Raw genomic sequence first — 26098 nt, 5'->3', positions numbered from 1 at the left:
GCTATGGAAAAAAATGGTAATACTAAAGTATTTAACAAGCTTTAAGTCATAATTTTGCTTTTTCAGGTGTGACAGGGACAATCAAATTTTTATCATGGGGCGATCGCATCAGTAAAGCTGTGTTATTTAAAATACGATTAGATACTCAAGCACTTACAGGCTATAATTTTGTTCGCAAATACTATAAACAATTTGGTATAATTAGGTAAAAAATTAATTACCGTCTAGGAAAATTAAAAGTAAATTGTAATTATTTGACTAATGACTAATCAACACCGCATTGGCATTATTTTAGGAACTCGTCCCGAAGCTATTAAACTAGCACCAGTAATTCAAGTTTTTCAAAATTCTCCAGATTTTGAATTGCAGGTAATTCTCACAGGACAACATCGAGAAATGGTTGAACAAGTAATGAAGTTGTTCAAACTCAAAGCTGATTGGAATTTGGAGATTATGCAGCGTCAGCAATCTCTTAGTGAGATTACCTGTCGAAGTTTACAAGGTTTAGAAGCATTATTTCAGGAACAAACTTTAGATTTTGTGATTGTTCAAGGAGATACGACAACTGCTTTTGCTGCAACTTTGGCCGCTTTTTATCAAAAAATTCCCGTTGGTCATGTGGAAGCTGGTTTAAGAACTGATGATTTATTTAATCCTTTTCCAGAAGAAGCTAATAGAAGATTAATTTCTCAGCTTACACAATTGCATTTTGCCCCGACAAATTTAGCGGTGGAAAATTTACAAAGTTCTGGAGTGTTGGGAGAAATTCACCTCACAGGAAATACGGTAATTGATGCTTTGTTAAATGTGGCTGCAACTAAACCAGTTTGTCATATACCGGGTTTAGATTGGCATCAATATCGGACAATTTTAGCAACGGTTCATAGACGGGAAAACTGGGGAGAACCCCTGCAAGATATCGCTGAAAGTTTTTTACAGATTTTAGAGCAATTTCCCGATACATCTTTATTATTACCATTACATAAAAATCCGATAGTTAGAGAACCATTACAAAAATTGTTGGGGAATCATCCCCGGATTTTCTTGACAGAACCTTTAGATTATGCAGAATTAGTGGGGGCTATTGAGCGATCGCATTTAATCTTAACAGATTCTGGTGGTTTACAAGAAGAAGCCCCCAGCTTGGGTAAACCAGTGTTAGTTCTCAGAGATACCACAGAGAGGCCAGAAGCTGTCACCGCAGGTACAGCCAAACTTGTAGGTACACAAACGGAAAATATTGTTGCAGCCGCTAGTGAACTACTCAGCAACCCAGCCGCTTATACCAAAATGGCCACCGCCATTAATCCCTTTGGCGATGGCCATGCAGCAGAACGCATTTTACAACTTGTCAAAAATTACTTGTCACCGCAGCTAAATACCTAAAGCCCTCCGAGTTTGATAACCAACAACACCATCTACACGCAGTCCGTTACGTCTTTGAAAGTGACGCACTGCATTAATGGTTCTTGAACCGTAAACACCATCAACCCTAATCCCTAAAGCCCTTTGGATTTCTCGCACTCGTTCGCCCCTTGTGCCATATCCTACAGTTACCCTACCGCCAACACCGTATCCAGAACGGTGTCTACGGGAAGAATAGCCAGGAGTGTTACCAATCCATCTTTCAGCAGCATAGTATCCCCGGTAACGTCCCGAGGAAATTCTTGCAAATCCATTTCTGACATTCCCAGTATCACCAATGTATGACCCATTTTGGACACAAGCTATGGATGAATTATCGGTGCTAGGTCCTGTACGAATATTCATACAACTACCATTAGTCCTGACATATTCTGCCGAAGCAAACTGCATTTGAGCAACTGTAGCTAGTAATATACTCACACCAGCCAAAGTTAACCATGCAGAAGATTTAAAAAACTGTCGCCAATTCAATACCTGCGCCAATTTAGGTAAATTTAATGGCAAATTTCCATTTGTTTCTTCATCTTCTATATACATATAGGAATAAGCCAAATATTCCATGATCATCTGCTCCTTTATGTGAAGTTTTGCAATACTTTTGTTTAGATCTAATCTTCATTGATTTTATAATTCTTTGCTGAAACACATTGGCTGCTATATTCCGCCATTTGAACTGTCACATCAGGTATTTGTAATGAAATCATCAATTACATAAAGTCATTAGTAGTTTTAGTTGCCCACACCATTAGCAGTGAGAAAATTATCGGCACGAATTGGATTACCATTACGCCAAATTTCTATTTTTTCTGGGCTAATTAAGTAGGAAAAAGTGCCATTATCTGCTCTATATCTGTTATTATTAACTTTCCAAGCTCGGATTTTTAAAAGTTGATTTGGTGCTTGTTTTAATTTCCCCAAATAAAATAACTGATTATTTTCCTCACAAACTTTAATAGTCGCTGTTGCTGTCTCTCCAGTTATAACTGGAGTCCCATTACATTCAGTATTATTACTAATAGGTAAAACAGGCTTTGGAGTCAGGGAAATCGGTTCATTTATCGGTGTTTTTACCATAGTAGTTGACGGTAATAAACTAATAGGATTACTAGCTAAACGACCATCGGGGTAAAATTCAAAATGCAGATGAGGGGCGGTGCTATTGCCTGTTGAACCCATTTCGGCAATAATTTGCCCTTGTTTGACCTGTTGACCTTTATTGACCAGTAGACGGCTATTATGTCCATAAACGGTCACAATACCATGAAGATGTTTAATTTCGATAAAATTGCCTAATCCCCAATTGTCCCAACTAGCTTTTACCACTGTACCAGCAGCAGCAGCCAAAATCGGTGTACCTTTTGCTCCCGCAATATCAATTCCTTCATGTTCGTATTTACGAAAACCTTGAGAAATAATTCCTTGGGTCGGCCAAATCAAGCTAGTATCAGGTGCGGGTGCGGAGTTAATTAGAGAAACTGTCTGAGTCAAGGCCGGGGAAACCCTATTTAACACCAAACAGCAGGATATTAAACCTATTAAAGTATAATTGCAAAAGCGGTAAATATTAACTTTTTTCATCAGTTTCTAGCCTAGTAATTGCTATAGCAGCGAAAAGGAAGTCAGAGCCGACTGCTGTAAATGAAAAAATGCTATAGTTATTTCCTAGTTCAATCTCAAATGTGTCACATCAGGACAATTATTACAATTATTTGGTTAAATTTACAACTTATGCAACATCCCATTGGTAATCCGCTGTAAAATGTTGACAACCGGATATTTACCTTTTTAATTCCCACATCTTGATTAAGTAAAAATTGAACAATTAGGAATTAGTTAAATATTGTATTTTCAACTCCTTTCTTATTTTCTATTTCTATAGGTGGCCGGACACACAAATATATCAAAGATCCAAATAAAGGCATTGCAAATAACCAAAATAATTGATTATTTTGCCAACCCCGTCGCATCATATCATCTCCTAATAACGTTGGAAATAATAAACTCAACATGATAAAGTCTAAACTCATGACATGAATAAACCTGTTATTTTGCCACTGTTCGACAAAATTACTCCAATTTCCTTGTAAACTAAAGGTAAATAAAACCGTTGCAGCTAAAGTTAATAAAATTCCCAAAATCCGGGAATCCAGTATTTTCAAAAATGATTTTTTTTCACCTATAAACTTTTGATTAGGTTCTCTTAAAGCCAAGTATGGTAAAAGTGCAAATGCACCTAAAGCAAAAGTACCAATAGCAAAAGGCCAAGCGGGGATTTTTTGACCTCTACCATCAAAAAAGACTACTGCACTATATATAAAAGGCCAAATCCCCATGATATTAAATAAACATATAATCAGGGGATTAATTTCTTGCCAATTTCCTGTAGAGAGATTTTTTATTAACTCAAAAGTATCAGGTTGTTCGGGAGGAGCAAAGAAAAAGGCATAGGAAATAAATCCTAGCCATAATAGACCAAAAGTAATTTTTCTCATCATGATTGAAATATAAAACCTTGAAAAAGCAAAAGCATTTAAAAATAGCTAAAGTCACCAAAAAACCAGTTCCCTATTCCCTTGTGATCATGGCAATTTTTCAGGCCAATTTCATGGAAATTAACTAACTAAAAGCTTCTGAGAGATAATCTGCTGCTGCTGCGACCACAGCGATCGCACTTTCATAGTCTAACCTAGTTGGACCCAAAACCCCCACACTTCCCACCGGCACAGAACCCCGACGATAAATAGCAGAAATCAAAGTACAAGTGCGAATAGGTTTGAGAGGATTTTCTGCACCAATTCTTACCGTTACCTTAGATTTACTAGTATCATCTATTTCCGGCTCTTCACAAATTAAATGCCAAAGTTGGTCTTGTTCCTCTTCCAACAATTGCATAATTGTTTGTACCTGTTGTACCTGAGAAAATTCTGGTTGTCGTAAAACCTCTCCGATACCCTTTACCATAATTTGTGTAGCTGTCGGTGCAAGAGCGCGATTAGTTAATTCTACCAGAGAACTTTTCAATAATTCGCCATAAACTCGAAATTCTTGATCTAATTCATTCCAATCAAGATAGCCTATTTCTAATAAACTTTGTCCTCGTAAGTGACTATTTAAAAAATTAGAAACAATCTGCAATTGATGATCAATCACCTCCTCATTCGGTTTAATTACTGATGATTCTGAAAATAAATCCATCACTTTAGAATGGGTTTCATAACTATCGGTAACCACAATTAACATAATCCTACCAGCTTCAATTTGCACCAATTGTAAATGGCGTAACTTTGCTATTGTAGTTTGCGGCATCGTAATTAAGCTAATACAGCCGCTTAATGTTGCTAAAATTTGTCCCGCACCTTGTAACAAAGCTTCTAAACTCCAATCTTCCCAGTGTAGACGTTTTTGTAATACCGCTTCTACTTCTTTCACTAACGTCTCTGATGGTACAATTAATTGATCCACATAAATCCGATAACCAGAATCAGAAGGAATTCTCCCCGCAGAGGTATGTGGTTGGTAAAGTAACCCTGATTTTTCTAAGCCCCCCATGACATTGCGAATAGTAGCCGAGCTAACACCTAAATCGAAACCATCAATTAGGGCTTTAGATCCTACTGGCTCTGCTGTAGCAATATAATGACGTACAGTGGCCGAAAGTATATTTTGTTGGCGATTAGTCAAATGGACTTGCATAGTTGATATTTTTACTGTAGGCAAATTTTAATCAAAAGTTGAAAAAATGCGTGGTTTGCACCACCAAAACCCCAAAAAAGAATTAATTATTAATTAATATAAGATAGCAAATTATATACACATATTGTGTTCATTAAACACAAAATTTACCTTAGGCATTTATTGGCTGTATTTGTTATCAACATATAGCTGAAAACAGAACATCAGGTAAATTCCCAACTTTTTCAGTAGTATCTCATAGTACTCTAACACAAGCTGTGGTTTTAGTTACAAAATATTAATATTTCTTTGTGAATATACAAACTGATAAACTGGAGGAATAGAAGGAAAGAATCTTCCCTCTTCCCTCTTCCCTCTTCCCTCTTCCCTAATATTGCGGAACTGAAGGATCAACTAAAATTGAGTAAGCATCAATACCACCCATAATGTTTTTAACATTTGTAAATCCTTGACCAACTAACCATTGACACATCTGAGCGGATCGCATACCATGATGGCAAAGAACCAGAGTTTCAATATGCGGATTAAAGCGAGTAGAGATTTGTTGACTCCATTGCTCATATTCACTCAAAGGAAGATTGACAAATCCCTCTATTCGTGATATGGCAAGTTCTTGGGGTTCACGCACATCTATTAACTGAATCGTGCCTTTATCCGCACTAAGGCATTGTGCTATGTATTCAACACTAATTTGAGTAAAGGGTTGAGCAAATGATTTATCCGTCATGCAGTTTCTCTAAAAAATCCTATACTATTTATGTTGGCAGAAAAAACTGGAAAATATAACTAGTGTGAATAATAATGTGAATAATAAACCCTCACCTTTAAATTTACTTGTAGTTGCTTTCGTAACACTATTACTGGTTAGTATTGCGGTATTTTACTGGGTCTTTGGTAAAAATTCCCCCACCCTTGTAGTTCCCAATTCTCAACCCAGGGCGGCTATATTCGTCCCGAAATTCTCACCAGCAATGGTTTCATTATTGGTAAATCCCGACGCTTTACAAAAAATAGCACAAAAAAGGGAATTGTCTCAAATTAAAAATAGTCTATTAGCCAAAAGTAATATAGATTACCAAAATGATATTAAACCCTGGCTGAATAATGAAATTACCCTAGCTGTCACAACCCTAGATATAGACCGTGACCCAGACAACGGACTACAAACAGGGTACTTAATGGCACTTGCAACCAAAAACCCAGTAAAAAGCCGCGAATTTTTAGAATTATTATTTTCTAAACGAGCTTTTGCAGGAAATGATTTAGAGGTCGAACGATATAAAGGTGTCAAAGTTATTTATGATCGTCAAGAATATTCACCATCCCAAATATCAAATAGTTTAGCTGGTGCAATTGTTAATAATTTTGTTTTATTTGCAAATCATTCCCAAGTCATCAAAGCAGCAATTAATAATTTACAAGCACCAGATTTAAACTTAGTTAGTTCTCTTGAATATCAAAAAGCTAGTCAACAAATACCCAAAAATTCTCTAGCTGTCACCTTCTTTAATTTACCCGAAATTGGCAAATGGCAGAAATTAGAATTAGCAGAAGCAACTTATCATAGCCAAATTCTATCTTTAGCCTTAAATTCTCAAGGATTGTTAGCAGAAAGTACCTTTTTAACAAACTCCCAAATTGTACCTCCATCTTTGCCATTATCTGAACCCGTCGCAGCATTACAGTACATTCCCGAATCAACAACTTTGGCAATTTCTGGAGCGAACTTGAGTAATTTAGGTAATAGTGATTTAGCAAAACTGTGGAAACAAGGAACAGCAACTATTTACGGTTCTAGTGAAGATGGTATTTCTCGACTAATACAACCTTTGATAAAAATCCAGCAAAACTTGAATTTAAACTTTAGTCAAAATATTTTCAGTTGGGTAACAGGAGAATATGCTTTAGCTTTATTACCCAATTCAGAAAACACAACTCCTAATTGGGTATTTGTGGTCGAAAAAAACCCACAATTAGCAGCAGGTATAGCACATTTAGATAATATTGCTAGTACCAGTAGTTTTAATGTTATTTCCCTGATTTTAAATGGACAGAAAGTATCAGCCTGGACACAAGTTATAACCACAGATGAGAATAATAAACCTATTAATGTTGACACGAAAGTCAAAGGAGTACATACAACTTTAAATAATTACGAGATTTTCACTTCCGACTTAAACATACTAAAAGAAATTTTGAGTCAAAAGCAAAAATCTTTACTGGAAAATCCCAAATTTAAAAGTAGTCTTGGTGTAATTCCCCAGCCAAATCAAGGATATATTTACTTAGACTGGGAAACTAGTAGAAATATTCTTGAACGTCAAATACCTGTGCTTAAATTCGTGGAACTACTAGATAAACCACTATTTGATAATTTGCAATCGCTTACATTCAGCAGTTATCATACTCAGCCAGGAATACTCACAGGTGGGGTACTACTGAAACTGCATTAGAGAATTAAATCCTAAAAATTTGAATTTGCACTAACTAATATGAGAGGCGGCACAGAATCATAAAATTTATAAACTCATCCATCTTCATCTGCGTTCATCTGCGGTTAATTATTCATTCCTTTTTGCTGAATATGAAATATCCTCAATTTTTGCAACACTCATGAAACAACTTGAGATTTGGGATTTTAAATTGATTTTCCCGTTTAAATTCATTTATTCCGAATAACCACCCCATTTTCCATCACCAAATCACGATACTATGGGAGAGTAGCTTGTTGTGCTATCTAAGGGTACTATTTTCATGTTCTCTAGACTCCATGCCGATTTTCGTATTATCTTTGAACGTGACCCTGCAGCCCGGAATTGGTTGGAGGTTTTATTCTGCTATCCTGGTTTGCAAGCCTTAATTTTCCACCGCTTTGCACACGGGTTGCGTGGTATTGGTATTCCTTTTTTCCCTCGCTTAATTTCTCATATCGCTCGGTTTCTAACTGGTATTGAAATTCACCCAGGTGCTGTAATTGGTGAAGGTGTATTTATTGACCACGGAATGGGAGTGGTGATTGGAGAAACAGCTATTATCGGTAATTACGCACTGATTTACCAAGGTGTTACTCTAGGAGGAACAGGTAAACAAAGCGGTAAACGTCACCCCACATTAGGTGAAAATGTCGTGGTTGGTGCTGGGGCAAAAGTTTTAGGAAACATTGAAATTGGTGATCATGTCCGTATTGGTGCTGGTTCAGTGGTGTTGAGAAATGTACCATCTAGTTGCACAGTGGTCGGTGTTCCTGGACGCATTATTTACCGTTCTGGAGTGCGGGTTGCACCTCTAGAACATAGTAACTTACCTGACTCAGAAGCCCAAGTAATTCGCACTTTAGTAGACCGCATTGAAGCACTAGAAGCACAAATTCAATCTCTCCAAAATCCTGCAAAAACCCCCATTTTAATTGGTAAATTCCCCCAAGAAGATGAGTTACCAAAAGAACACAATTTCTGTAATATTCGAGATAAACAGATTCAGGAATTTTTTGATGGTGCAGGAATCTAGAAATGCTGAAATCAGAATCTTAAAATTATAGATAAAATTACGGGTTTATTGCTTCAGTTAACCATTCCTGGTTTTCATTGCGGTGATAAACCCATCTATTTTGCGGTTCACCTCTCAATTCTAAATGATCTACTTGTATCGGCGCAAGTAATAATAAACAAAAATTTTCTACTGGTTCTATAGGGTTTGGTGCTGGTGGTGTAAAGGCTGTTGCTGTTGTTATTCTCATTTTACCAGGATGTGGCCAACAAAATTGTAGTCTGGCTGCATTACTCAATTCTTGCCACATTTTGATTCTCACTGGTTGTAAATTGGTGTGAGAATCATCACTTATTAATATTAATTCTCCAGTAATACGAAATTGTTCTCTAGTTTTGGGAAAATACCAGCAAACTTCCGCTATAGGTTGTTTTGATATTTGTTCGGCTTTTGCACTACGAATATCGGTAATGAATTTTAATTCGTTAGTATCTTCTAGAAAACCACGAAAAACGACAGTACGATTTGCAGGAAAACCATTTTCTTTTATTGTTGCTAGTTGTAAATAACGAGAATAAGCAAGGCTACGGTTATGATGTAAAGCACGAGTAATCAGACTTTTCCAGGGTGCTAGTGGCATTTTGTAATTTATTTTCCAATTTATGCGTTAATTAAAATTATTATATACATATTATAAAGTTGTAAATATTTAAATTTTTTACTTTACGGCAAATTTTCAGTAAATAAAATACTTAATATAAATAGGTATTTAAACATACTTTTAAAAGTAAGATATTTAAAATTAAAGGATGAATAAAATAAAAAGAGTAAACATTAAAATATATTTATTACATAAATATTATTTATAGCAATTGTTAAAAAAACTATAATTAAATATTTAATCACATCTTACAAGTTTTTGTAACAATAGCAAAGTTTATTTATAAAGAAGTTTCTATTTAAAATCAAATTTAATTTCGTATAAAAAATAACTAAAAGATTAAAATCATGAACTAAAAGATTACGATCATGAAAAATATAAACTTATTCAAAAATTAAAAGATTAAGATCATAAACTAAAAGATTACGATCATGAACAATATAAACGTATTCAAAAATTAAAAGATGAAGTTAAAATCTATCAATCAAAAGCTGATGTATATTCGTCTAAGTGTAGTATTATATGCAGCTATAGAGAATATGAAAATTACTAAATTACACAGATTACCTATTTTGAGAAAAATGGTAGGTAAAACTTTACAAATTGACAATTCTAGACCCCACTCAGGTTTTTTTACTGAAAAGAAAATAAAGTTACAATTGACACAAAAATAGATAGATCACAAAGTGGCGATTTTAGCAATCTTTGATCATATAACTACTTGGCGTTATAGTCTTAATTTGTGAGTCAGAAACAAAATCTTATTATGGTCAGAGAACTTGAATGCAAATATCAGCCTGTATTTCCAGAATCCGCCCCAGCAGCTAATCCGGTGTTTTTTAGAACCTACAGCAGACGCACAGATGCGGGTTTGAGAGAAACATGGGGTCAGGTGTGCGATCGCACTTTACGCGGTTTGATGGAATTAGGAAGGCTCACCCATGAAGAGGCTGTTATCTTGGATAAGATGCAGCGAAGCATGAAATCTCTCCCTAGCGGGCGCTGGTTGTGGGTTGGTGGCACAAATTGGTTATCTAAGGCGAAAAACTATTCTGGTGCTTATAACTGCACCTCTACGAACCTTGTGGACTGGGAAGCCTTTGGGTTGATGATGGATTTAGCTATGATGGGCTGTGGTACGGGAGCAGTGATCGAGCCACAGTATATTAATCAACTTCCTTCTATACGTAATCATCTTCATGTCACTATTCGCGGCGAAGTTGGTAGTACACCCAAGGAACAGCGTCGTGAACTTACACAAATCCTTTTGGATGGTGACAGTGTTATTATTTACGTTGGGGATAGTCGAGAAGGTTGGGTAAAATCCTACCAAAGTGTTTTAGAACTATCCTCCGATCAGCGTTTTAGTGGTAATGTACAAGTAGTTGTAGATATTTCCGATGTCCGTAAATCTGGTGAATCTCTCAGAGGATTTGGTGGTGTTGCCAACCCCGTGAAACTATCAGGACTCTATCAGCGTATTGCCTCAATTCTTAACAAAGCTGTAGGTAGAAAATTAAACTCTGTTGAATGTTGCTTACTCATTGACGAAGCAGCAGTCACCGTAGTTGCTGGTAATGTCCGCCGTAGCGCGGGTATGCGTCAATTTATATCAGAAGATGAAAAAGGCGCAATGTCAAAAGATGACCTATGGCAACAGGACACAGAAGGTAACTGGCGTATTGATCCAGAACGTGACGCTTTACGAATGGCTAACCATACAAGAGTATTTCATCGTAAGCCCACTTTAGAGGAATCTATCGCATCTGTACGCAAACAGTATTATAGCGGTGAAGGAGCAATTCAGTGGGCAGGTGAAGCAGTTGCTAGGGCTAATGCAGATTTATTAAATACACCAGAAATTAAAAGAGATTTTTTACGTGCCTATGACCAAGGTAAGGGTAAAGGATGGATACAAGAGAATTATCCTGAAATCAGTCCTGATGAATTAGAACATAGGATGGGTAGGTTTGGATTGAATCCGTGTGGTATTTTATAACACTTGCCTCACGTAAAAAACCCCGCAAATACGGGGAAAGCTGAGAAGCTAATCCCGTGGTAATCAATGGAAATAAAAGGCTATTGACACCGTACAGCGTAGGGAGTGAAACTAGATGACAACGAAATTGTTTTCTAGAATATAAGCTCTCCAAGAGTGTGGGGGTACGTATAACTAGCAGTTTTTATGGTGTTATAGTCATACGTATAAAAGGTACGCGGAGCTACAGGGAATATAGAACCTGTAGAACTAGAGGATAAAAAGCCTTTAGGGTAACAAAACTGGAGATTATCGGTAGCAACTTCCACTGTAATTTGTCCGAGGTACACTTAAACCAACTAGATCCCGACAACTATAGAGAACAAGAAGAAGTATTTACCGCTGGTGCGCTCTCTGTTGTTGCATTATTAAACCACCAATTCCTTGAACCCCGCTATCAATACAGCCGGGAACTTGACCCCATTGTCGGTGTATCCTTTACCGGATTATTTGACTTCTTTGTTCATGCCTTTGGTACAGACTGGTTGCGTTGGTGGGAAACCGGAAGACCAGAAACTCCCCAAGGATTGATGTTTAAACGTAGTGAGCAAAAATATCTTAACTTCTGGAAAGATGTAGTTCATAAGGTAGTATGGGAATATTGCGATCGCCATCAGATAAAACGCCCTAACCGTTGTACTACAGTTCAACCAGCCGGCACTAAATCCCTTTTAACCGGTGCTTCACCGGGTTGGCATCCCCCCAAAGCCCAAAGATTCATCCGTCGTATCACCTTCCGCAAAAACGACCCTGTAGCCCTGGCCTGTATAGATTATGGTTACAATGTTATCCCCTCTCAATCTGACAAGGATGAAAATGGTAACTTGCTTAATGATCCTTTTGATCCACGGTGTACAGAGTGGTTGGTAGAAATACCAGTGGCTGTATCTTGGGCGGACTTACCCGGTGCTGACAAAATAGAGGTTTCTAGGTTTTCTGTATTAGCGCAATTAGATTTTGTCATGCAAGTTCAAAACCATTATGTCACACATAACACTTCAGCTACTCTGGAACTTCGTTCTGAAGAAATAGAAGCATTGGGAACACGCATATATGAAGCTATCCAAAATGACGAAGGATATGTTTCCGCTGCATTGTTAGCAAGATTTGATGATATCCAAACATTTCCCCGTTTACCCTTCGAGCCTATAGATAAGCTCACTTTTGAGAGTTTATGTAGAGAGGTCAAGGTTCGACGCAAGACGGATGACTTCTGTGGTGCTTTAAGTCGCTACGATTTGGGTGAGTTATTAGAGTCGGGTCCTAGTGGTTGCGACTCTGATAAATGTATGTTCCCAAGCCAATTAATCACTCCTTAAGATTCCTGCGTAGGGGCGAATATCTGTTCGCCCGTACTCGGCTTAACTGTTCTGGGACGGGCTGCCAGTCCACCCATAGATTTCTGCTAACACAAAAATATTTTATTAAAAAATATTTTACTAAAGCCAAGCCTATTTATGTTCAATAACATGAGTTGAGCTAATCCATTCACCTTTGTCACTATAATTACGAATTAACCGTTGACGTTCATTTTCTCTAACTAACCAACCTGCTTCGACAAAAAAAGATTTTCTCAATTGTAGTTGCAAAGGAACATTACTAGAACTTCCATCAGGCAATAATAAAATCCGTCGAGCAATTCCTTCCGTTTCTGAGATGATTTTATTTCCTTCTATCCTAGCTTTTACAGTCATAATTTGCGATTGAAAAGATAATTTTTGTTCTAAATATCCATCACCTATTTTTTGAATTTCTAAATAAGTGGCATAGGTTTCTGATGGTCTCAAATCCGCGTAAACTGTATGAGCTTTACCTTGCCAATTACCAATCAACTGTTCTACCGTCAGTTGCGGACGTTCATAAGCATCTGTAAAACTGCGAAATTCTCTAATCAGAGTTAAACTAATAAAGTTGCCTCTTTGATCATATAATTGTACTAAACGTAACCGACGATCATGATCAACAAAACCGTATTCGGCTCCAAATTCAGAAAAAGGAGCTAATTGCAATGTTCCTTTAGAAAAAGCTCCCGTAGCAAAAAAGATATTCTGTCTTCCTAAAGAACGATATTCCTGTTGATAATCCTGAATAGGAGGACTATCATAATTACCAGAATTAAAACGGCGTAATCTAAAAAGTACAGATTGATTATGATCATCGGCTTCTAAATTTAGAATACTAGGAGTAGAATCTAATATTTCACCATGGGGGGATATTTTAGTAAATGAACCACGCCATTCACCCAAATTTTTTAGAAAGTTTTCCCAGTTGCTTGCCATAATTTAATTTTTAATTTTAATTTAGATAGCTTATTTTAATTAAATACGGGTTAAAAATCAAGATTAATCATGGTAGTTCTTGTGTGATCATACAGGTTGAGATTCGTCCTCAGTCCATTCTCAATCACTAAAAAGCAGAGGACCTATCACCTTCGACTTCACGGCCTTACTAGTTGCTTTCTCGCCCAGATATGTTAAGATTAATGAAGAATTAATAATTTTTGACAGCAATACTTGGAGAGTATAATGTTTATTAGTGAATTATCCCCCCTGTTTCAAGAATTTGCCCAGAATCCAGTTTCATTTATGGGTGGGTTCGTTTCTGGTGTCCTCCGACTCAACCTGAATGAAGAACCCGTCAAAAGTTGGCTAGATAAAAAATGTTGTGCAAAAAGTACCAGTAACCTGAGTACAGAAACCCAAAACGGTAAAGCGAACGCACCTCAACAAATCACAATTGACTAAATCACAAGAAAATCGCAAAAAAGGCACGGAAGCCACTTGGCTTTAGACAGTGGAGGAAGTGCCAACGGCGAATTTATTCATTTATTTATTCGCCGAGCATAAGATATAATTGGACTGCAAGTAAGAACAACCATCTACACGAAGAAGTATTTTAATAAGGAGAAACCCCTGATTTATCTCGTCTGGGCATTTGACCGTAGCCTGGGTAAACAAGTAAAGGTAAAATATGGAGTGTAATACCGCCAAAATTTGATGGACTCGGAAAGCAAAAAAACATAAAAGTAAGCGCAACTGCAATACCTGTCGGACTGGTAGTTGTTTTAAGCGTGTACCGGGATAATTGACTATTCCTTTTAAGCAAGTCTTAAAGAATCTGTGTGTCTTTAGACCGCAGAATGTCAATTAATTTGTTAGCGGGCTAAATTTAGGGTAATTTAGGCTGGTAATGGGTAATGGGTAACTAATCAAAATCTCACCTATTACCTATTTCTTTATCGGTAAAATAACTGAATTTGGTCAGGGGTATTGATATATCAATCTAAAATATGTTATAAAAAAATCACAGGTTGCTCAATGGCTGTTTGTTCAGATAATTATAAAGAAATAATTAAGAGTGCCATTAACTATCGCGGTAATCATTCTGAATTCGGCCATAAGGATCACAATACAATGAAAGTAATTGCTAGAAAATTTTCAGGTTGGCATATCCATGAGTCTAGTAGTATATTTCGCCACTGTGTAAGTTAAAGGAAGTAGTTCGTGGGTGAAAATGACCAGAAACTTATTTGTTTGGGGATATTGCCAGAGAATAGTTTTAATGATAGGGTAGGTTAAGATTATGTTTTTGAGAAAAAACCCCCAGTGGATTTTAGCCGGGGGAGTTTAGTTATCAGGGTGCATCTACCAATTAGATGTTCTCAGGTGTATAACGATCTTCCGGATAAATTTATTGTTAACAAATTCGATTTGTGTTGATTTCAGGAGTCAACTACCTAGCGGTTTTGAGAAAGAGTAGGAACAGAAAAAACCCCCAGTGGTGTTAGCCGGCTAGGGGAAGTTAGTTATCAGGGTGCATCTACTTGTTAACTGTTCTAGGGTGGTGTATGATATTCCGGAAAAAATGATTATATGGTAATGATTGTGTGGTGCTAATCATAAACAAGAAAAAACCCCCAGTGGTGTTAGCCGACTAGGGGAAGTTAGTTATCAGGGTGCATCTACTTGTTAACTGTTCTAGGGTGGTGTATGATGTTCCGGAAAAAATGATTATATGGTAATGTATATGGTAATGATTGTGTGGTGCTAATCATAAACAAGAAAAAACCCCCAGTGGTGTTAGCCGACTAGGGGAAGTTAGTTATCAGGGTGCATCTACTTGTTAACTGTTCTAGGGTGGTGTATGATATTCCGGAAAAAATAATTATATGGTAATGATTGTGTGGTGCTAATCATAAACAAGAAAAAACCCCCAGTGGTGTTAGCCGACTAGGGGAAGTTAGTTATCAGGGTGCATCTACTTGTTAACTGTTCATTGTTTTTAACTTATGATCCGGAAAAAATTACCCAAATATTGCTGTAGGTCTCATACCGAAAAAATTCCTGTGGCTGGTCGCTGGGTAGGGGAGTTAGTTATCAGAATTTCATCTACTAAATAACTGATTTACAAATGTTTACAAACGCTCTTGCTAACCAAGAGCGTTTTTTATTTGCCAGAATTAAAAAAAGAAAACCCCTAGTGAGTTTTAGCCAACTAGGGGAATTGAAGATCAAGGTGCATCTACCAACAAAGAGTTCTCGACCGGGATCAACCAATCCGGATCAACTTTTTGAAGAGAAATAGGCAGAAAACCGTGTTAAAAACTAGATTAGGATCAATGTCTCAACAACGCGCATCTGAAACATTAGAATGGCAAAATACATCTACACCACCCTGCGTGATCAAGATTGTCTAAGTTTTATGGAGCAGAAGTTGTGACCCAGGAATTTCACCTTTCCGCAACACCAGTAGGGCAAAATGACTATCTGGTGCGGACTGAACAAGTAGCATCTGGGGTACCGTTGGCAGAAGAACTGGTACATTGGCCTGTGACTGAGTGGTTAGTGGCCGCCGGATATTTAATGGATGACCCTTTGCAGTTAGTCTTGCAGGGGGAGATGACGACTAAAAAGGCTGTTAACTTGGTGGACTTGGGGCAGGAGTTGTATAACGCGCTATTTCAGGGAACTCTCAGAGATAGTTGGATCACCGCTCAAGGTATTGCCCAAAATCACCAACAGGTGCTGCGGCTAAGATTGGGATTCAAAGATGCCAGATTAGCACGGTTGCCATGGGAAGTGATGCACGCAGGCGATCGCCCTTTAGCCACAGGACCTGATATTACATTTGCGCGTTACCAAAGTGGTATGGCCTCAGTCAATGCCTACTGGTTGCGTGCCTATGGCGAGCGGAAGCTATCGCCCAGCCATTTACAGAATCATAATCTCCCGACACCGGCGGCAGAACGGGGGCTGAAAGTGTTGATGGTGATTTCTTCTCCAAGGGACTTGGTGCAGTTGCATTTACTCAAGCAAGAAGCTATCAATCTGAAAGCAGAACTGCACCGCCAAGCATTAAAATTGGCAGATGGTAATCATCATCTACCGGAAATTGAATTGACTGTTCTTGACGAGCCAGGTAGGGAAGAACTCACCCAAGCTTTAGAACAGGGACATTACGATATTCTCCACTATTCCGGTCATAGCAACTTGGGCGCGAATGGTGGGCAAATTTATCTAGTCAGTAAAAAAACTGGTTTAACAGAAACTCTCAGCGGGGATGATTTAGCTGGGTTACTGATTAATAATCATATTCAAATGGTAGTGTTTAATTCCTGCTTTGGGGCATATCGGGCTAAGGCCGGGACTGGAGAAGACTCAGGAGAGCGGAATTTAACAGAAAGCTTGGTCAAACGGGGAATTAGAAGTGTACTGGCGATGTCAGAACGCATACCTGATGAGGTGGCACTGACGCTGACACAACTATTTTACCGAAACTTAAGTCAGGGCTATGCTTTAGATTTGTGTGTGAGTCGGGTTCGTCAAGGCTTAATTTCTGCTTATGGTTCTCAACAAATGTACTGGGCTTTGCCGATTTTGTACCTCCAGCGAGAATTTGATGGTTGTTTGACACCACAAGTTAATTTATCGGGCTATATGGCTACTTCACGCGGGCTGTCAGAGTTACTAAACGAATATCAGCCGCCTCAGCGGACTAATCATGATCATTATTCCGGTGTAGCAAATAATCCAGAAAGCTTGATGGCTATTGATGATATCCTGAATCCCGATTTGGGAGAGGAGACAACGGGCGTAGATTGGCTTTTGGGAGATACTTGGGGTGATCTTGTAGATGAAATTGAATATGATGACCCCAACTATGATCAGGATTCGGCAATAGTTTCTGATTTGTTTCGTCAGCTTGATAACCGGGCAACTACAAGCGAGGGACAAAGTATGAAAGCGGAACTGATCCAAGGATCTAACGAATTATCGGAAATGCAGGTTTCTGAGGTCGAGGAACATTTAGACTGGGGAAATGTACCGACCTCGATAACACCAACTTCCTTAAATATTCAAAAGCGACAGGTAAATCCCCCTTTATCACAGTCTCCTTTAGCGACCCCAGGTAATCGCTATCACAGATCAAAATCATCATTGCTGTTGGGTCTTTTCGGTGCAAGTGCGATTACCATGATCGTTGGTGTTGCTTGGTGGTGGCATCAACGACAGTCTCAGAAGCTACCCAATATCCCGCCCCTTCCCGGACAAAATATCACCAGTAATCAGTATCCAAGTATTAATTTAGCTAACTCCGCTACAGGGATTGTCACTGCTACAGCTACGGCACAATTGAGTCAAGGCAATTTAAAGGATGGATTGAGTGCTATTCATGAATTATTAAATCGTGGTGCCTTCACGGCTGCGGAAACAGCTTTAAATTTAATTCCTGTTCAGGATACCCAAAATCCATCTGTGAATTTTGTCTGGGGGCGATTAGCTTGGCAGTCTGTACAAACGGGAAATAATAAGTACAGTATTGATGATGCACGCCGTTACTGGGCTAGGGCTGTACAGAATCAGCCGGATTCTATTTTGTATAATAATGCTTTGGGATTTGCCTATTATGCGGAGAATAATCTCAATTATGCTAATGATGCTTGGTTCAAGTCTCTGAGTTTAGCATTAAAACCCCAGCAGAATGGAGGTGGAAATTTTGGACAAACAAAATATCCGGAAATATCTGGAGAACCGGAGGCTTTGACGGCTTATGCTGGGTTAGCTTTGGGGTTATATAAAAGCGCTCAGAGTCAACCCGCTGATAAACGTCAACAATATTTACAGGAAGCGATTAAACTTCGACAAATGGTGATTCAAAATGCACCCGCAGATTTTACTATGGAGAAATTATCACGAAATTGGCTGTGGACCCAACAGGCGATCGCAGATTGGCAAAGCCTGGGACAAACAAAGCTACCGCTTTTGTAATAAAATTGTCGATCATCCCATGAGGATGACAAAAAGTGTGAAATCCAATACATCAATCTCAAGTTAAATAACTAGCGCTATACTTACAGCGTGAGACAAGGAATCTGGTTAGATATATAAACGACGCTATTAGAAGTCAGGAATCAAAAAAATGAAAAAAGTAGAAGCCATTATCCGTCCATTTAAGCTTGATGAAGTGAAAATTGCCTTGGTTAATGCGGGTATTGTGGGGATGACAGTTTCTGAAGTCCGGGGTTTTGGAAGACAAAAGGGTCAAACTGAACGCTATCGAGGTTCGGAATATACTGTAGAGTTTCTCCAAAAACTCAAGGTGGAAATTGTCGTTGAAGATTCCCAAGTTGACACGGTTGTGGATAAAATTATCTCCGCAGCCCGTACTGGTGAAATCGGTGATGGTAAAATTTTTATCTCTCCTATTGAACAAGTTGTACGAATTCGGACAGGAGAAAAAAATACAGAAGCAGTATAAATACTAGATATTGAATACTACGTATCTACAAGAGGTGCGTTGCTGAGTCTGTGAAGATAAAAACAGTCAGCAACGCGCCCTTCAGGAAGTCAAAAATCAAAAGTCAAAAGTCAAAAAGTACAGAAGTTGTATTCTATTTTTACTTTAGAGATCACCCAGAGTAGACGCAAAAGAGTAAAATTGAAGATATTTAATCTTCTAATTCTCACAATGAAATCTTTGTTTTTAAATTTAGATTTTTAATTCTCCAGTTGTGTTGTATTTTTGCAAAATTCCAATTACAACTGCTGGTATTTCTAAATGGGGAATAATTCCTGTATCGAGTATTTCCTCAAAACCTTTAATTACCGCAGGATTTAAACTAGCTAAACGTCTTCCTAATTCAATATTTGTAAATTGTGCTTTTTCACCCCATAAAATGATACTGGGAACTTGAAGTTGCTGAATATATAAGCTCAAATCAAAATAAAGATTCCCCCTTAAAAAGGACAAAGCCGCAAATTTAGCGTTATATTGTTGTGCAGAAGTTAAATAAGCTGATACCATTTCTTGTGTCACTCTTTCTGGTTTAGCAAAAAGAAAACTTTGCAAAAAATTCCTAACTGCAATTTCATTTTCTGCACCCAAAGCATAAATTAGATTATCTACTAAAGGTGTATTAAGCAAAGAAACTGGTAATCTTCGTCCCGCACCTTGTCCAAAATCATCGAACCCCGAAGGACAAACTAAAAACAAAGCTTTGAATAAATGGGGATAAGTAATAGCGAGACGAATAGCAAAAGCCGCAGTTAAAGAAGATGCTATTACAGTTACACTTTGGTGACAAGTTTGATTAATAAACTCAATAATTGTGGTTAAATAATCTTCAATTTGATAATCTCGCACAGGGTGAGCAGATTTTCCCCAGCCAATTAAATCTGGGGCTAAAATTCGATATTTTGCAGCATAAGCTGGGTAAATTTTAGACCATTCATAAGCGGACGCACCACCACCAAAATTATGTAAAAATAACAATGGTGGTAAATCTTGATCTTTTGCATTTTCCCAAGGGGCGCTAATTTGGGTATAGTAAACCATTGTCCCCAAAGATGTATGAATGAACTTACTACCAAAACCCGGAGGTTGAAACTGAATCATAACTATGAAACTCAATCTTTACTAAGGACAAGTTGATTTATATTGTCACTACTAATATTATAAGCAGCACCAAACCCAATTACAAAACGTCCGTTTTTGGGTGTGAGTTGAAAAATCCGAAAATCTGGTAAACTGCGTAATGTGGAAATCAATTCTCCAAAACGAATCTGAAATTTATCAACAATTTGTTGCCATTTTTCAGTTTCTCTCTCTACCAGATTTGCGGTACAATTAAAATTCAAACGCCGACGAGCGAAAATTTGTTTAGTTTTAACTTCGTCTTCAATAAATAAAACACTCACAAAAGGATGATTATGAATATTTTGGGTGTGAGTAGCTAGTCCACTAACATAAATATAGATGTTTTTATCATCGTCTATGACAAAAGGAGCGTAACTAGCGTCAGGAATTCCCTCTTGACTAACTGTACTCATCATAATGCTGATAAATTCTGTGGGAAATTTCTCGTATTCGGCTTGGGCTTTTTTAAGTTGATCGATCATGATTGATAATTATTTATTTTAACGAACCACTCCAGGCACAGAGGACACGGAGGAAAAAATTTATTTGGGGACTTTTATATTATATCAAGAATTTGATATTTTATCTACTATATACACAAAAAGTTGATACAATAAAACTAAAATATGGTGGTTACATAGTATTTATGAATAACAACAACCGTTCACAATGGGATTTATGCAGGTTCATTAAAACTCTCACCTACTTTGAAGTATTTCCGGTTCTGAACTGGATACAAAAACTTTTTCAAGGTGGTCATAAAGATAATCAAAATCTATCAAAAGCAGGAATAAATATGGGTGTAATTCTGGTAGCTGGTGCGACTGGTGGTGTAGGTAAACGAGTTGTGAAAAAATTGGTAGCGCAGGGTTATCATATCCGTTGTTTGGTTCGAGATATTGACAAAGCACGGCCAATTCTCGGTAATGATATTGATTTGGTGGTTGGAGATATTACAAAACCAGAAACTTTGACAAATTTAGTTTTGGCTAATATTCAAGCTGTAATTTGTTGTACAGCAGTTCGTGTACAACCAGTGGAAGGAGATACACCAGATAGAGCAAAATATAATCAAGGTGTGAAATTTTATCTACCGGAAATTGTTGGAGATACACCAGAAAATGTTGAATATCAAGGTGTGAAAAATTTAGTTGCAGCAGCAAAAAAATATCTGGTTACTGTTGGTGAGAAACCAATATTTGATTTTACTAAACCATCAGATGAAATCAAAAATGTCTGGGGTGCTTTGGATGATGTTGTTATGGGTGGTGTTAGTTCTAGCAGTTTCCAAATTAGGGAAAATACAGCAGTATTTACAGGTAATGTTTCTACTGCTAATTCTGGGGGTTTTGCTTCAGTAAGAACTAAGAATTTTTCACCTTTACTTGATTTGTCAGGTTATCAAGGTGTGAAATTACGGGTGAAAGGTGATGGTCAACGTTATAAAATATTTTTACGCACAGAGTCAACTTGGGACGGAATTGGTTATAGCTATTCTTTTGATACCGTTGCTAATAATTGGCTAGATATTCAGATCCCTTTTACAGATTTGTTCGGTGTATTTCGCGCCAAAGTTGTTAAAGATTGTCCACCAATTGATGTTAGTAAAATTTGTTCTTTACAACTAATGTTGAGTAAGTTTGAATATGATGGTGCTTTAAATCCTAAGTTTAATCCTGGCGTTTTCGCGCTGGAAGTTTCATCAATTCAAGCTTATGGTGGGGAAATTTTACCTCAATTTATATTAATTAGTTCTGCTGGGGTGACTCGTCCCGGAAGACCAGGAATTAATTTAGATGAAGAACCACCCGCAGTCAGATTAAATGACCAATTAGGAGGTATTTTGACCTGGAAATTACGAGGTGAAGAATGTTTGAAAGCTAGTGGAATACCTTATACAATTATCAGACCTTGTGCTTTAACAGAAACAGCGGGAGGAAAGGAATTAATATTTGCACAGGGTGATAATATCAGAGGAAAAGTTAGTCGTGATGATGTTGCGGAAATTTGTGTACAAGCAATTAAAGAACCAAAAGCGAAAAATCTAACTTTTGAAGTTAAGGAAAGCGAAATGGTTGCTAATAATCCAAATTGGCAAAGTCTATTTTCTTCCTTACAAGTTGATCAATAAGACTTTAAATAATTAACAAGTTTGTTGGGTTGGTTTGGTTTGGTTTGATCAACCCAACCTACGGGTTTCATTTAATTAGTTGATAATATTATGTTCAGAAAGTTGTTAATAACTACGGTATGTGTGATGATTGTGTGCAGTGGTGTGTTTTTAAAACCTGCTTTACCACAGCAAGTTGATTTCCGTGTTAATAATTTAGAAAATGATGTTCGGAGTTTACAACTACGCTTACAACAACTTGAGTTAATGGTTAGTAAAAATAATCAATTACCTACTACCAATAATTCTCAAGTTGTACCTCCTAATTTGAAAAAGTATTTATCGCAACAGGAAAAAATGTTAAATAATTTAGCAACTTTAGTGGTTGAATTAAACCAGAAAGTGAATAAATTAACTATTCGAGTTAATCAACGGTCGAACCTTAATGTTAAATAGAGATGAATTTGTTACTTATGAAGGTGGTTGTCACTGTGGTGCTGTGCGATTTCGTGTGTTAGTTAATAATCATCAAGTTGATGATTGTAATTGTTCAATATGTTCTAAAAAAGGATTTTTGCATTTAATTATCCCGCGAGAACAATTTACTTTACTCGCAGGGGAAGATGTATTAAAAACTTACACATTTAATACAGGAGTAGCACAACATAAATTTTGCGGAACTTGTGGTATTCATTCTTTTTATGTTCCCCGTAGTCACCCTGATTGTATTGATGTTAATGTGCGGTGTTTAGATGGTAATGTCATTGACAATTTTCAAATCGTGCCTTTTGATGGTATAAACTGGGAGGAGAATATTCATAACCTTAAGAGAGGTTAAATATCTTATTTTTTATGTTATTTCTTCAGAATTGATGATCTAGCACCTAAACTATGGTATTTTAATGATGTCCATTCACTTTTCACAAATGTTGTAATTTCTAAATAACAAATATGATGGAAAATCAATCACAGCAACCCCAACCAGTAAATTCTCCTTCCCCACAAGATGTTTTGTCTTTTTTAGGTGGAGAAAATCGCAATGTACCAAAAATACCTGATGCTGATAAATCTGTGTCTCAATGGCAGGAAATTCTTAAACAAATTATTGAATTTTTAGAAAAACTGCCAGATTATTTAAGCGGAATTTTTAATAACAATAAAAGAGGGTTAATTAACTTACTCTTAATCTTATCGGCTTTGGTGACAGTTAAGGTAGTAATTGCATTATTAGACGCGGTGAATGATATACCATTACTACAACCAATTTTTGAGTTAATTGGACTATTTTACTCTCTCTGGTTTGCTTTCCGTTATCTCCTTAAATTCGACACCAGACAAGAATTATTTCAGAAATTTAATGCTTTTAAACAACGATCTTTTGGATGAATATTTTATTTTTTTTGATTTCTTGAGTTCCTAAGATGTAGGATAGGCTATAACTAACCTACATTTTATCTCTTGCCTCTTGTCTCTTTAGATAGAGAGTTTTAATAAAAATATTTTTGGTAATTATTCCCGCAGATAGTCTATTTATCCGCTAGAAAATTCTAATCTAGTTCTGGCAATACTCGAAAAGTAAACAGGACTAATTGTATGAATGAAAAGATTACCGCAGATACCTATGATAGAGGCATAATTCCCGCCGAAACAGCCGCACGAATGAAAAGAGAAGGAAAAAATTATAAACACATACCGACGGAGGAGGATCTTGCAAGTGCGTCCACTGATCATCAAACTGATATTAACAGTATTCGCACAACAGATGGTTATACTGTGGATCAAGAAGGTTTGTTGAATAATTATCCAGTTGAACCGGAAATGTATTATCAAGTTCCTGGTGACGCGCGGGAAATAGCCGAACAAGAAAAAGCCGAACGAATACGGGAATTACGAGAAGTTAATGAAGATAAAACAGGTCTATTAACAGAGGATTTTGATAAAAGAGGTAGAGGTCCAGGAATGATTTAATTTACCATTTCTTTGATTTTTTCCCGAAAGGCTATGGCCGCATCTAAAGCATCTTCTGCTATTACATATTCCGCCAAAATTGATAAATCTAAGTTGGGTAATAATTCACTTTTTGCCACCAATTCATAATTTTCATCCCCCAAATGATCAACGGCAAATTGATTTTTTTGAAAAAACCAAACTTCTGCCACAGCTAATCTTTTGTAAACTTCTAATTTATCAATTCCCTCAATGGTGACTACAACTTCAATGGCAAGATCAGGAACTTCTTTTTCTATGCCTATATAGTAGGATTCATCTGGTTCTACTCCTCCTCTTTTCGCTTCTTTACGGAAGGTGGTAGAACCAAGGGGAAAATAGCGAATGCGTTTTTCTTGAAAGTAAATTTCCAGCGAAGATCCAATAATTGTTTTGCGAATTTCATGGCGAAGACTTGGTGACATTAATTCTATGACTCCATCTAAATATGTAACTCTATATTGGAGGCTATCACCCAAATCATTGAGTAAAGCTTCATAATTGTTCCAATTAACACCAGTGATAGTTTGCCGTTCTTCTGGATCTTCGGCTTGTAATAGTTCAGATAATTCTGGAAGTAAAGGCATAGAATTTCCTAAAACCGAATTATTGCTAACTTGATTATATTCTAATTTCTAAATTCCCGACTTCTTTGAGAAGTCGGGGATCTATATTCAAAAATTGTAAATAAATGTAAAGCTACTAGCAAATAAAATCTTTCTGAGAATTAGTTTGATCTAATCCGGTAAGTCACTCCCTGCGGTAGTCTAGATAAATGTTAATTTATCGCCTGGTTTGACAAAATAGTTTTATGACCTCAGTTTCTAGTCCTCCGCGCACTATTCGCATTGGTTCACGTAAAAGCCAATTAGCTCTAGTTCAAACATACTGGGTACAAGCCCAACTCCAGAAAAGCTTTCCCGACATTACTTTTGAAGTTCATACCATGTCTACCCAAGGAGACAAAATCCTCGACGTAGCATTGGCTAAAATTGGCGATAAAGGACTATTTACCAAAGAACTGGAATTGGGCATGATCAATAAAGAGATTGATTTTGCTGTCCATTCTCTCAAAGACCTCCCAACCAATTTACCACCAGGTTTGACACTGGCCGCAATTACAGAGCGGGAAAACCCCGCAGACGCGGTGGTACTGCACGAAAAGCATAAAGGTGAAAAACTTGAGACTTTACCCGCAGGTGCGGTAATTGGCACTTCTTCCCTGCGACGGTTGGCACAATTGCGCCATAAATTCCCCCATTTTACATTTAGGGATATTCGGGGTAATTTGATTACACGCATGGCAAAACTGGATGCTGGTGAATATGATGCTCTAATTTTAGCAGTAGCCGGTTTAGAAAGACTGGAAATGAGCGATCGCATTCATCAAATTCTCTCACCAGAAATCTCCCTCCATGCCGTCGGACAAGGTGCTTTGGGGATAGAATGCCGCGCGGATGATACCGAAGTAATTACCTTACTTAAAGCTATTGAACACCCGCAAACACGCGATCGCTGTTTAGCAGAAAGATCATTTTTACGAGTTTTAGAAGGTGGCTGTCAAGTCCCTATTGGTGTAAATACTGAAATAATTAATGATAAATTAACATTAAAAGGACTTGTCGCCAGCGTTGATGGTCAGAAAATTGTTCAGAATATAGTCACTGGTGCGGCGACTGATGCTGAAAAATTAGGGGCCGAATTAGCCGATATTTTGCGACAACAGGGGGCTACAGAAATCTTGGAACAAATCTTTACCGAGATTCAACGAGGCTCATAAGAT

22 protein-coding genes and 2 pseudogenes are annotated in these 26098 nt (G+C 37.4%); 14 read left to right on the top strand and 10 right to left on the bottom strand.

Annotated elements, in window-relative coordinates; translation table 11 throughout:
- The first annotated feature begins 261 nt into the window (after window positions 1–261).
- Entirely contained in the window at window positions 262–1386 is a 1125-nt protein-coding gene (wecB, locus tag H6F62_RS03160) for a UDP-N-acetylglucosamine 2-epimerase (non-hydrolyzing) (RefSeq protein ID WP_190371320.1), read from the top strand.
- Here wecB and H6F62_RS03155 read toward each other — a convergent pair.
- From H6F62_RS03155 to H6F62_RS03135, 5 genes are all read right to left on the bottom strand, one after another.
- Window positions 1375–1986, bottom strand: coding sequence for a peptidoglycan-binding domain-containing protein (locus H6F62_RS03155; RefSeq protein WP_028083254.1), 612 nt, complete (start codon window positions 1984–1986; stop codon window positions 1375–1377). The genes wecB and H6F62_RS03155 overlap by 12 nt on opposite strands.
- A gap of 168 nt (window positions 1987–2154) precedes the next feature.
- Window positions 2155–3003, bottom strand: coding sequence for a M23 family metallopeptidase (locus H6F62_RS03150; RefSeq protein WP_190371319.1), 849 nt, complete (start codon window positions 3001–3003; stop codon window positions 2155–2157).
- A gap of 251 nt (window positions 3004–3254) precedes the next feature.
- The gene (locus H6F62_RS03145; RefSeq protein WP_190371318.1) at window positions 3255–3920 is read right to left on the bottom strand and encodes a DUF2834 domain-containing protein; all 666 of its coding nucleotides are present in this window, start codon (window positions 3918–3920) and stop codon (window positions 3255–3257) included.
- A 121-nt stretch (window positions 3921–4041) separates the two neighbouring features.
- Window positions 4042–5118 (bottom strand): heat-inducible transcriptional repressor HrcA, encoded by a 1077-nt coding sequence (gene hrcA, locus H6F62_RS03140; RefSeq protein ID WP_137908612.1) that lies wholly within the window; start codon window positions 5116–5118, stop codon window positions 4042–4044.
- Between the two features lie 367 nt (window positions 5119–5485).
- On the bottom strand, window positions 5486–5845 hold the full coding sequence (locus H6F62_RS03135; protein ID WP_137908611.1) for a rhodanese-like domain-containing protein: 360 nt from the start codon (window positions 5843–5845) through the stop codon (window positions 5486–5488).
- A gap of 76 nt (window positions 5846–5921) precedes the next feature.
- Between H6F62_RS03135 and H6F62_RS03130 the strand changes: the two genes are divergently transcribed.
- Both H6F62_RS03130 and cysE read left to right on the top strand, forming a co-directional pair.
- Window positions 5922–7571, top strand: a complete 1650-nt coding sequence (locus H6F62_RS03130; protein ID WP_190371317.1) for a DUF3352 domain-containing protein — start codon at window positions 5922–5924, stop codon at window positions 7569–7571.
- Between the two features lie 301 nt (window positions 7572–7872).
- Window positions 7873–8625, top strand: a complete 753-nt coding sequence (gene cysE, locus H6F62_RS03125) for a serine O-acetyltransferase (protein ID WP_137908609.1) — start codon at window positions 7873–7875, stop codon at window positions 8623–8625.
- A 37-nt stretch (window positions 8626–8662) separates the two neighbouring features.
- Here the strand turns inward: cysE and H6F62_RS03120 are convergent, their stop codons facing one another.
- Window positions 8663–9244 carry an Npun_F5749 family FMN-dependent PPOX-type flavoprotein gene (locus H6F62_RS03120; protein ID WP_137908608.1) on the bottom strand — a complete coding sequence of 194 codons (582 nt, stop codon included), beginning with the start codon at window positions 9242–9244 and terminating at the stop codon, window positions 8663–8665.
- Window positions 9245–10031: 787 nt separating this feature from the next.
- On the opposite strand from H6F62_RS03120, the pseudogene H6F62_RS03115 reads away from it, so the two are divergent.
- Window positions 10032–11261 (top strand): annotated as a pseudogene (locus tag H6F62_RS03115) (ribonucleoside-triphosphate reductase, adenosylcobalamin-dependent); the annotation flags it as partial.
- 287 nt (window positions 11262–11548) lie between these two features.
- Window positions 11549–12622 (top strand): annotated as a pseudogene (nrdJ, locus tag H6F62_RS03110) (ribonucleoside-triphosphate reductase, adenosylcobalamin-dependent); the annotation flags it as partial.
- Window positions 12623–12754: 132 nt separating this feature from the next.
- On the opposite strand, the gene H6F62_RS03105 reads toward nrdJ, so the two are convergent.
- Window positions 12755–13582: a DUF3598 family protein gene (locus H6F62_RS03105; protein ID WP_137908606.1), complete on the bottom strand. Its 828-nt coding sequence runs from the start codon at window positions 13580–13582 to the stop codon at window positions 12755–12757.
- A 246-nt stretch (window positions 13583–13828) separates the two neighbouring features.
- Between H6F62_RS03105 and H6F62_RS03100 the strand changes: the two genes are divergently transcribed.
- The 3 genes from H6F62_RS03100 to H6F62_RS03090 all read left to right on the top strand — a co-directional run bounded on the left by H6F62_RS03100 (window position 13829) and on the right by H6F62_RS03090 (window position 19061).
- Entirely contained in the window at window positions 13829–14047 is a 219-nt protein-coding gene (locus tag H6F62_RS03100; protein WP_137908605.1) for a hypothetical protein, read from the top strand.
- Between the two features lie 1971 nt (window positions 14048–16018).
- The gene (hetF, locus tag H6F62_RS03095; RefSeq protein WP_137908604.1) at window positions 16019–18571 is read left to right on the top strand and encodes a cell division protein HetF; all 2553 of its coding nucleotides are present in this window, start codon (window positions 16019–16021) and stop codon (window positions 18569–18571) included.
- A gap of 151 nt (window positions 18572–18722) precedes the next feature.
- Window positions 18723–19061 carry a P-II family nitrogen regulator gene (locus H6F62_RS03090; protein WP_028084597.1) on the top strand — a complete coding sequence of 113 codons (339 nt, stop codon included), beginning with the start codon at window positions 18723–18725 and terminating at the stop codon, window positions 19059–19061.
- Between the two features lie 231 nt (window positions 19062–19292).
- On the opposite strand, the gene H6F62_RS03085 is transcribed toward H6F62_RS03090, so the two are convergent.
- Both H6F62_RS03085 and H6F62_RS03080 read right to left on the bottom strand, forming a co-directional pair.
- Window positions 19293–20198, bottom strand: coding sequence for an alpha/beta hydrolase (locus tag H6F62_RS03085; protein ID WP_190371316.1), 906 nt, complete (start codon window positions 20196–20198; stop codon window positions 19293–19295).
- Between the two features lie 11 nt (window positions 20199–20209).
- A complete protein-coding gene (locus H6F62_RS03080; RefSeq protein ID WP_190371347.1) occupies window positions 20210–20698 on the bottom strand; it encodes a pyridoxamine 5'-phosphate oxidase family protein in 489 nt (162 codons plus the stop codon).
- A gap of 167 nt (window positions 20699–20865) precedes the next feature.
- Here H6F62_RS03080 and H6F62_RS03075 point away from each other — a divergent pair, with 167 nt between their 5' ends.
- The 5 genes from H6F62_RS03075 to H6F62_RS03055 all read left to right on the top strand — a co-directional run bounded on the left by H6F62_RS03075 (window position 20866) and on the right by H6F62_RS03055 (window position 24297).
- Window positions 20866–22350: a CIA30 family protein gene (locus H6F62_RS03075; protein ID WP_190371315.1), complete on the top strand. Its 1485-nt coding sequence runs from the start codon at window positions 20866–20868 to the stop codon at window positions 22348–22350.
- A gap of 126 nt (window positions 22351–22476) precedes the next feature.
- The gene (locus H6F62_RS03070) at window positions 22477–22785 is read left to right on the top strand and encodes a hypothetical protein (RefSeq protein ID WP_236097150.1); all 309 of its coding nucleotides are present in this window, start codon (window positions 22477–22479) and stop codon (window positions 22783–22785) included.
- The gene (locus tag H6F62_RS03065) at window positions 22775–23167 is read left to right on the top strand and encodes a GFA family protein (RefSeq protein ID WP_137908600.1); all 393 of its coding nucleotides are present in this window, start codon (window positions 22775–22777) and stop codon (window positions 23165–23167) included. Before H6F62_RS03070 ends, H6F62_RS03065 begins: the two co-directional genes overlap by 11 nt.
- 113 nt (window positions 23168–23280) lie before the next feature.
- A complete protein-coding gene (locus H6F62_RS03060) occupies window positions 23281–23715 on the top strand; it encodes a CAAD domain-containing protein (RefSeq protein ID WP_306420229.1) in 435 nt (144 codons plus the stop codon).
- 207 nt (window positions 23716–23922) lie between these two features.
- Window positions 23923–24297 carry a hypothetical protein gene (locus H6F62_RS03055; protein WP_137908598.1) on the top strand — a complete coding sequence of 125 codons (375 nt, stop codon included), beginning with the start codon at window positions 23923–23925 and terminating at the stop codon, window positions 24295–24297.
- On the opposite strand, the gene H6F62_RS03050 is transcribed toward H6F62_RS03055, so the two are convergent.
- Window positions 24294–24902: a Uma2 family endonuclease gene (locus tag H6F62_RS03050; protein WP_190371314.1), complete on the bottom strand. Its 609-nt coding sequence runs from the start codon at window positions 24900–24902 to the stop codon at window positions 24294–24296. The genes H6F62_RS03055 and H6F62_RS03050 overlap by 4 nt on opposite strands.
- Window positions 24903–25126: 224 nt before the next feature.
- Here H6F62_RS03050 and hemC point away from each other — a divergent pair, with 224 nt between their 5' ends.
- The gene (gene hemC / locus H6F62_RS03045; protein WP_190371313.1) at window positions 25127–26095 is read left to right on the top strand and encodes a hydroxymethylbilane synthase; all 969 of its coding nucleotides are present in this window, start codon (window positions 25127–25129) and stop codon (window positions 26093–26095) included.
- Window positions 26096–26098: the final 3 nt, after the last annotated feature.

The sequence above is a fragment of the Anabaena sp. FACHB-1391 genome, from assembly GCF_014696755.1.
In the GTDB taxonomy this organism is placed as follows: domain Bacteria; phylum Cyanobacteriota; class Cyanobacteriia; order Cyanobacteriales; family Nostocaceae; genus Dolichospermum; species Dolichospermum planctonicum.
The sequence above is the reverse complement of the archived record's forward strand: the minus strand, read 5'-3'. Positions and strand labels throughout refer to the sequence as shown.

Bases quoted from the DNA above. Each gene is read 5' to 3' on its own strand.
- wecB (WP_190371320.1), top strand. From the start codon at position 262: ATGACTAATCAACACCGCATTGGCATTATTTTAGGAACTCGTCCCGAA.
- H6F62_RS03155 (WP_028083254.1), bottom strand. From the start codon at position 1,986: ATGGAATATTTGGCTTATTCCTATATGTATATAGAAGATGAAGAAACA.
- H6F62_RS03150 (WP_190371319.1), bottom strand. From the start codon at position 3,003: ATGAAAAAAGTTAATATTTACCGCTTTTGCAATTATACTTTAATAGGT.
- H6F62_RS03145 (WP_190371318.1), bottom strand. From the start codon at position 3,920: ATGATGAGAAAAATTACTTTTGGTCTATTATGGCTAGGATTTATTTCC.
- hrcA (WP_137908612.1), bottom strand. From the start codon at position 5,118: ATGCAAGTCCATTTGACTAATCGCCAACAAAATATACTTTCGGCCACT.
- H6F62_RS03135 (WP_137908611.1), bottom strand. From the start codon at position 5,845: ATGACGGATAAATCATTTGCTCAACCCTTTACTCAAATTAGTGTTGAA.
- cysE (WP_137908609.1), top strand. From the start codon at position 7,873: ATGTTCTCTAGACTCCATGCCGATTTTCGTATTATCTTTGAACGTGAC.
- H6F62_RS03120 (WP_137908608.1), bottom strand. From the start codon at position 9,244: ATGCCACTAGCACCCTGGAAAAGTCTGATTACTCGTGCTTTACATCAT.
- H6F62_RS03105 (WP_137908606.1), bottom strand. From the start codon at position 13,582: ATGGCAAGCAACTGGGAAAACTTTCTAAAAAATTTGGGTGAATGGCGT.
- H6F62_RS03100 (WP_137908605.1), top strand. From the start codon at position 13,829: ATGTTTATTAGTGAATTATCCCCCCTGTTTCAAGAATTTGCCCAGAAT.
- H6F62_RS03090 (WP_028084597.1), top strand. From the start codon at position 18,723: ATGAAAAAAGTAGAAGCCATTATCCGTCCATTTAAGCTTGATGAAGTG.
- H6F62_RS03085 (WP_190371316.1), bottom strand. From the start codon at position 20,198: ATGATTCAGTTTCAACCTCCGGGTTTTGGTAGTAAGTTCATTCATACA.
- H6F62_RS03075 (WP_190371315.1), top strand. From the start codon at position 20,866: ATGAATAACAACAACCGTTCACAATGGGATTTATGCAGGTTCATTAAA.
- H6F62_RS03070 (WP_236097150.1), top strand. From the start codon at position 22,477: ATGATTGTGTGCAGTGGTGTGTTTTTAAAACCTGCTTTACCACAGCAA.
- H6F62_RS03065 (WP_137908600.1), top strand. From the start codon at position 22,775: ATGTTAAATAGAGATGAATTTGTTACTTATGAAGGTGGTTGTCACTGT.
- H6F62_RS03060 (WP_306420229.1), top strand. From the start codon at position 23,281: ATGATGGAAAATCAATCACAGCAACCCCAACCAGTAAATTCTCCTTCC.
- H6F62_RS03055 (WP_137908598.1), top strand. From the start codon at position 23,923: ATGAATGAAAAGATTACCGCAGATACCTATGATAGAGGCATAATTCCC.
- H6F62_RS03050 (WP_190371314.1), bottom strand. From the start codon at position 24,902: ATGCCTTTACTTCCAGAATTATCTGAACTATTACAAGCCGAAGATCCA.
- hemC (WP_190371313.1), top strand. From the start codon at position 25,127: ATGACCTCAGTTTCTAGTCCTCCGCGCACTATTCGCATTGGTTCACGT.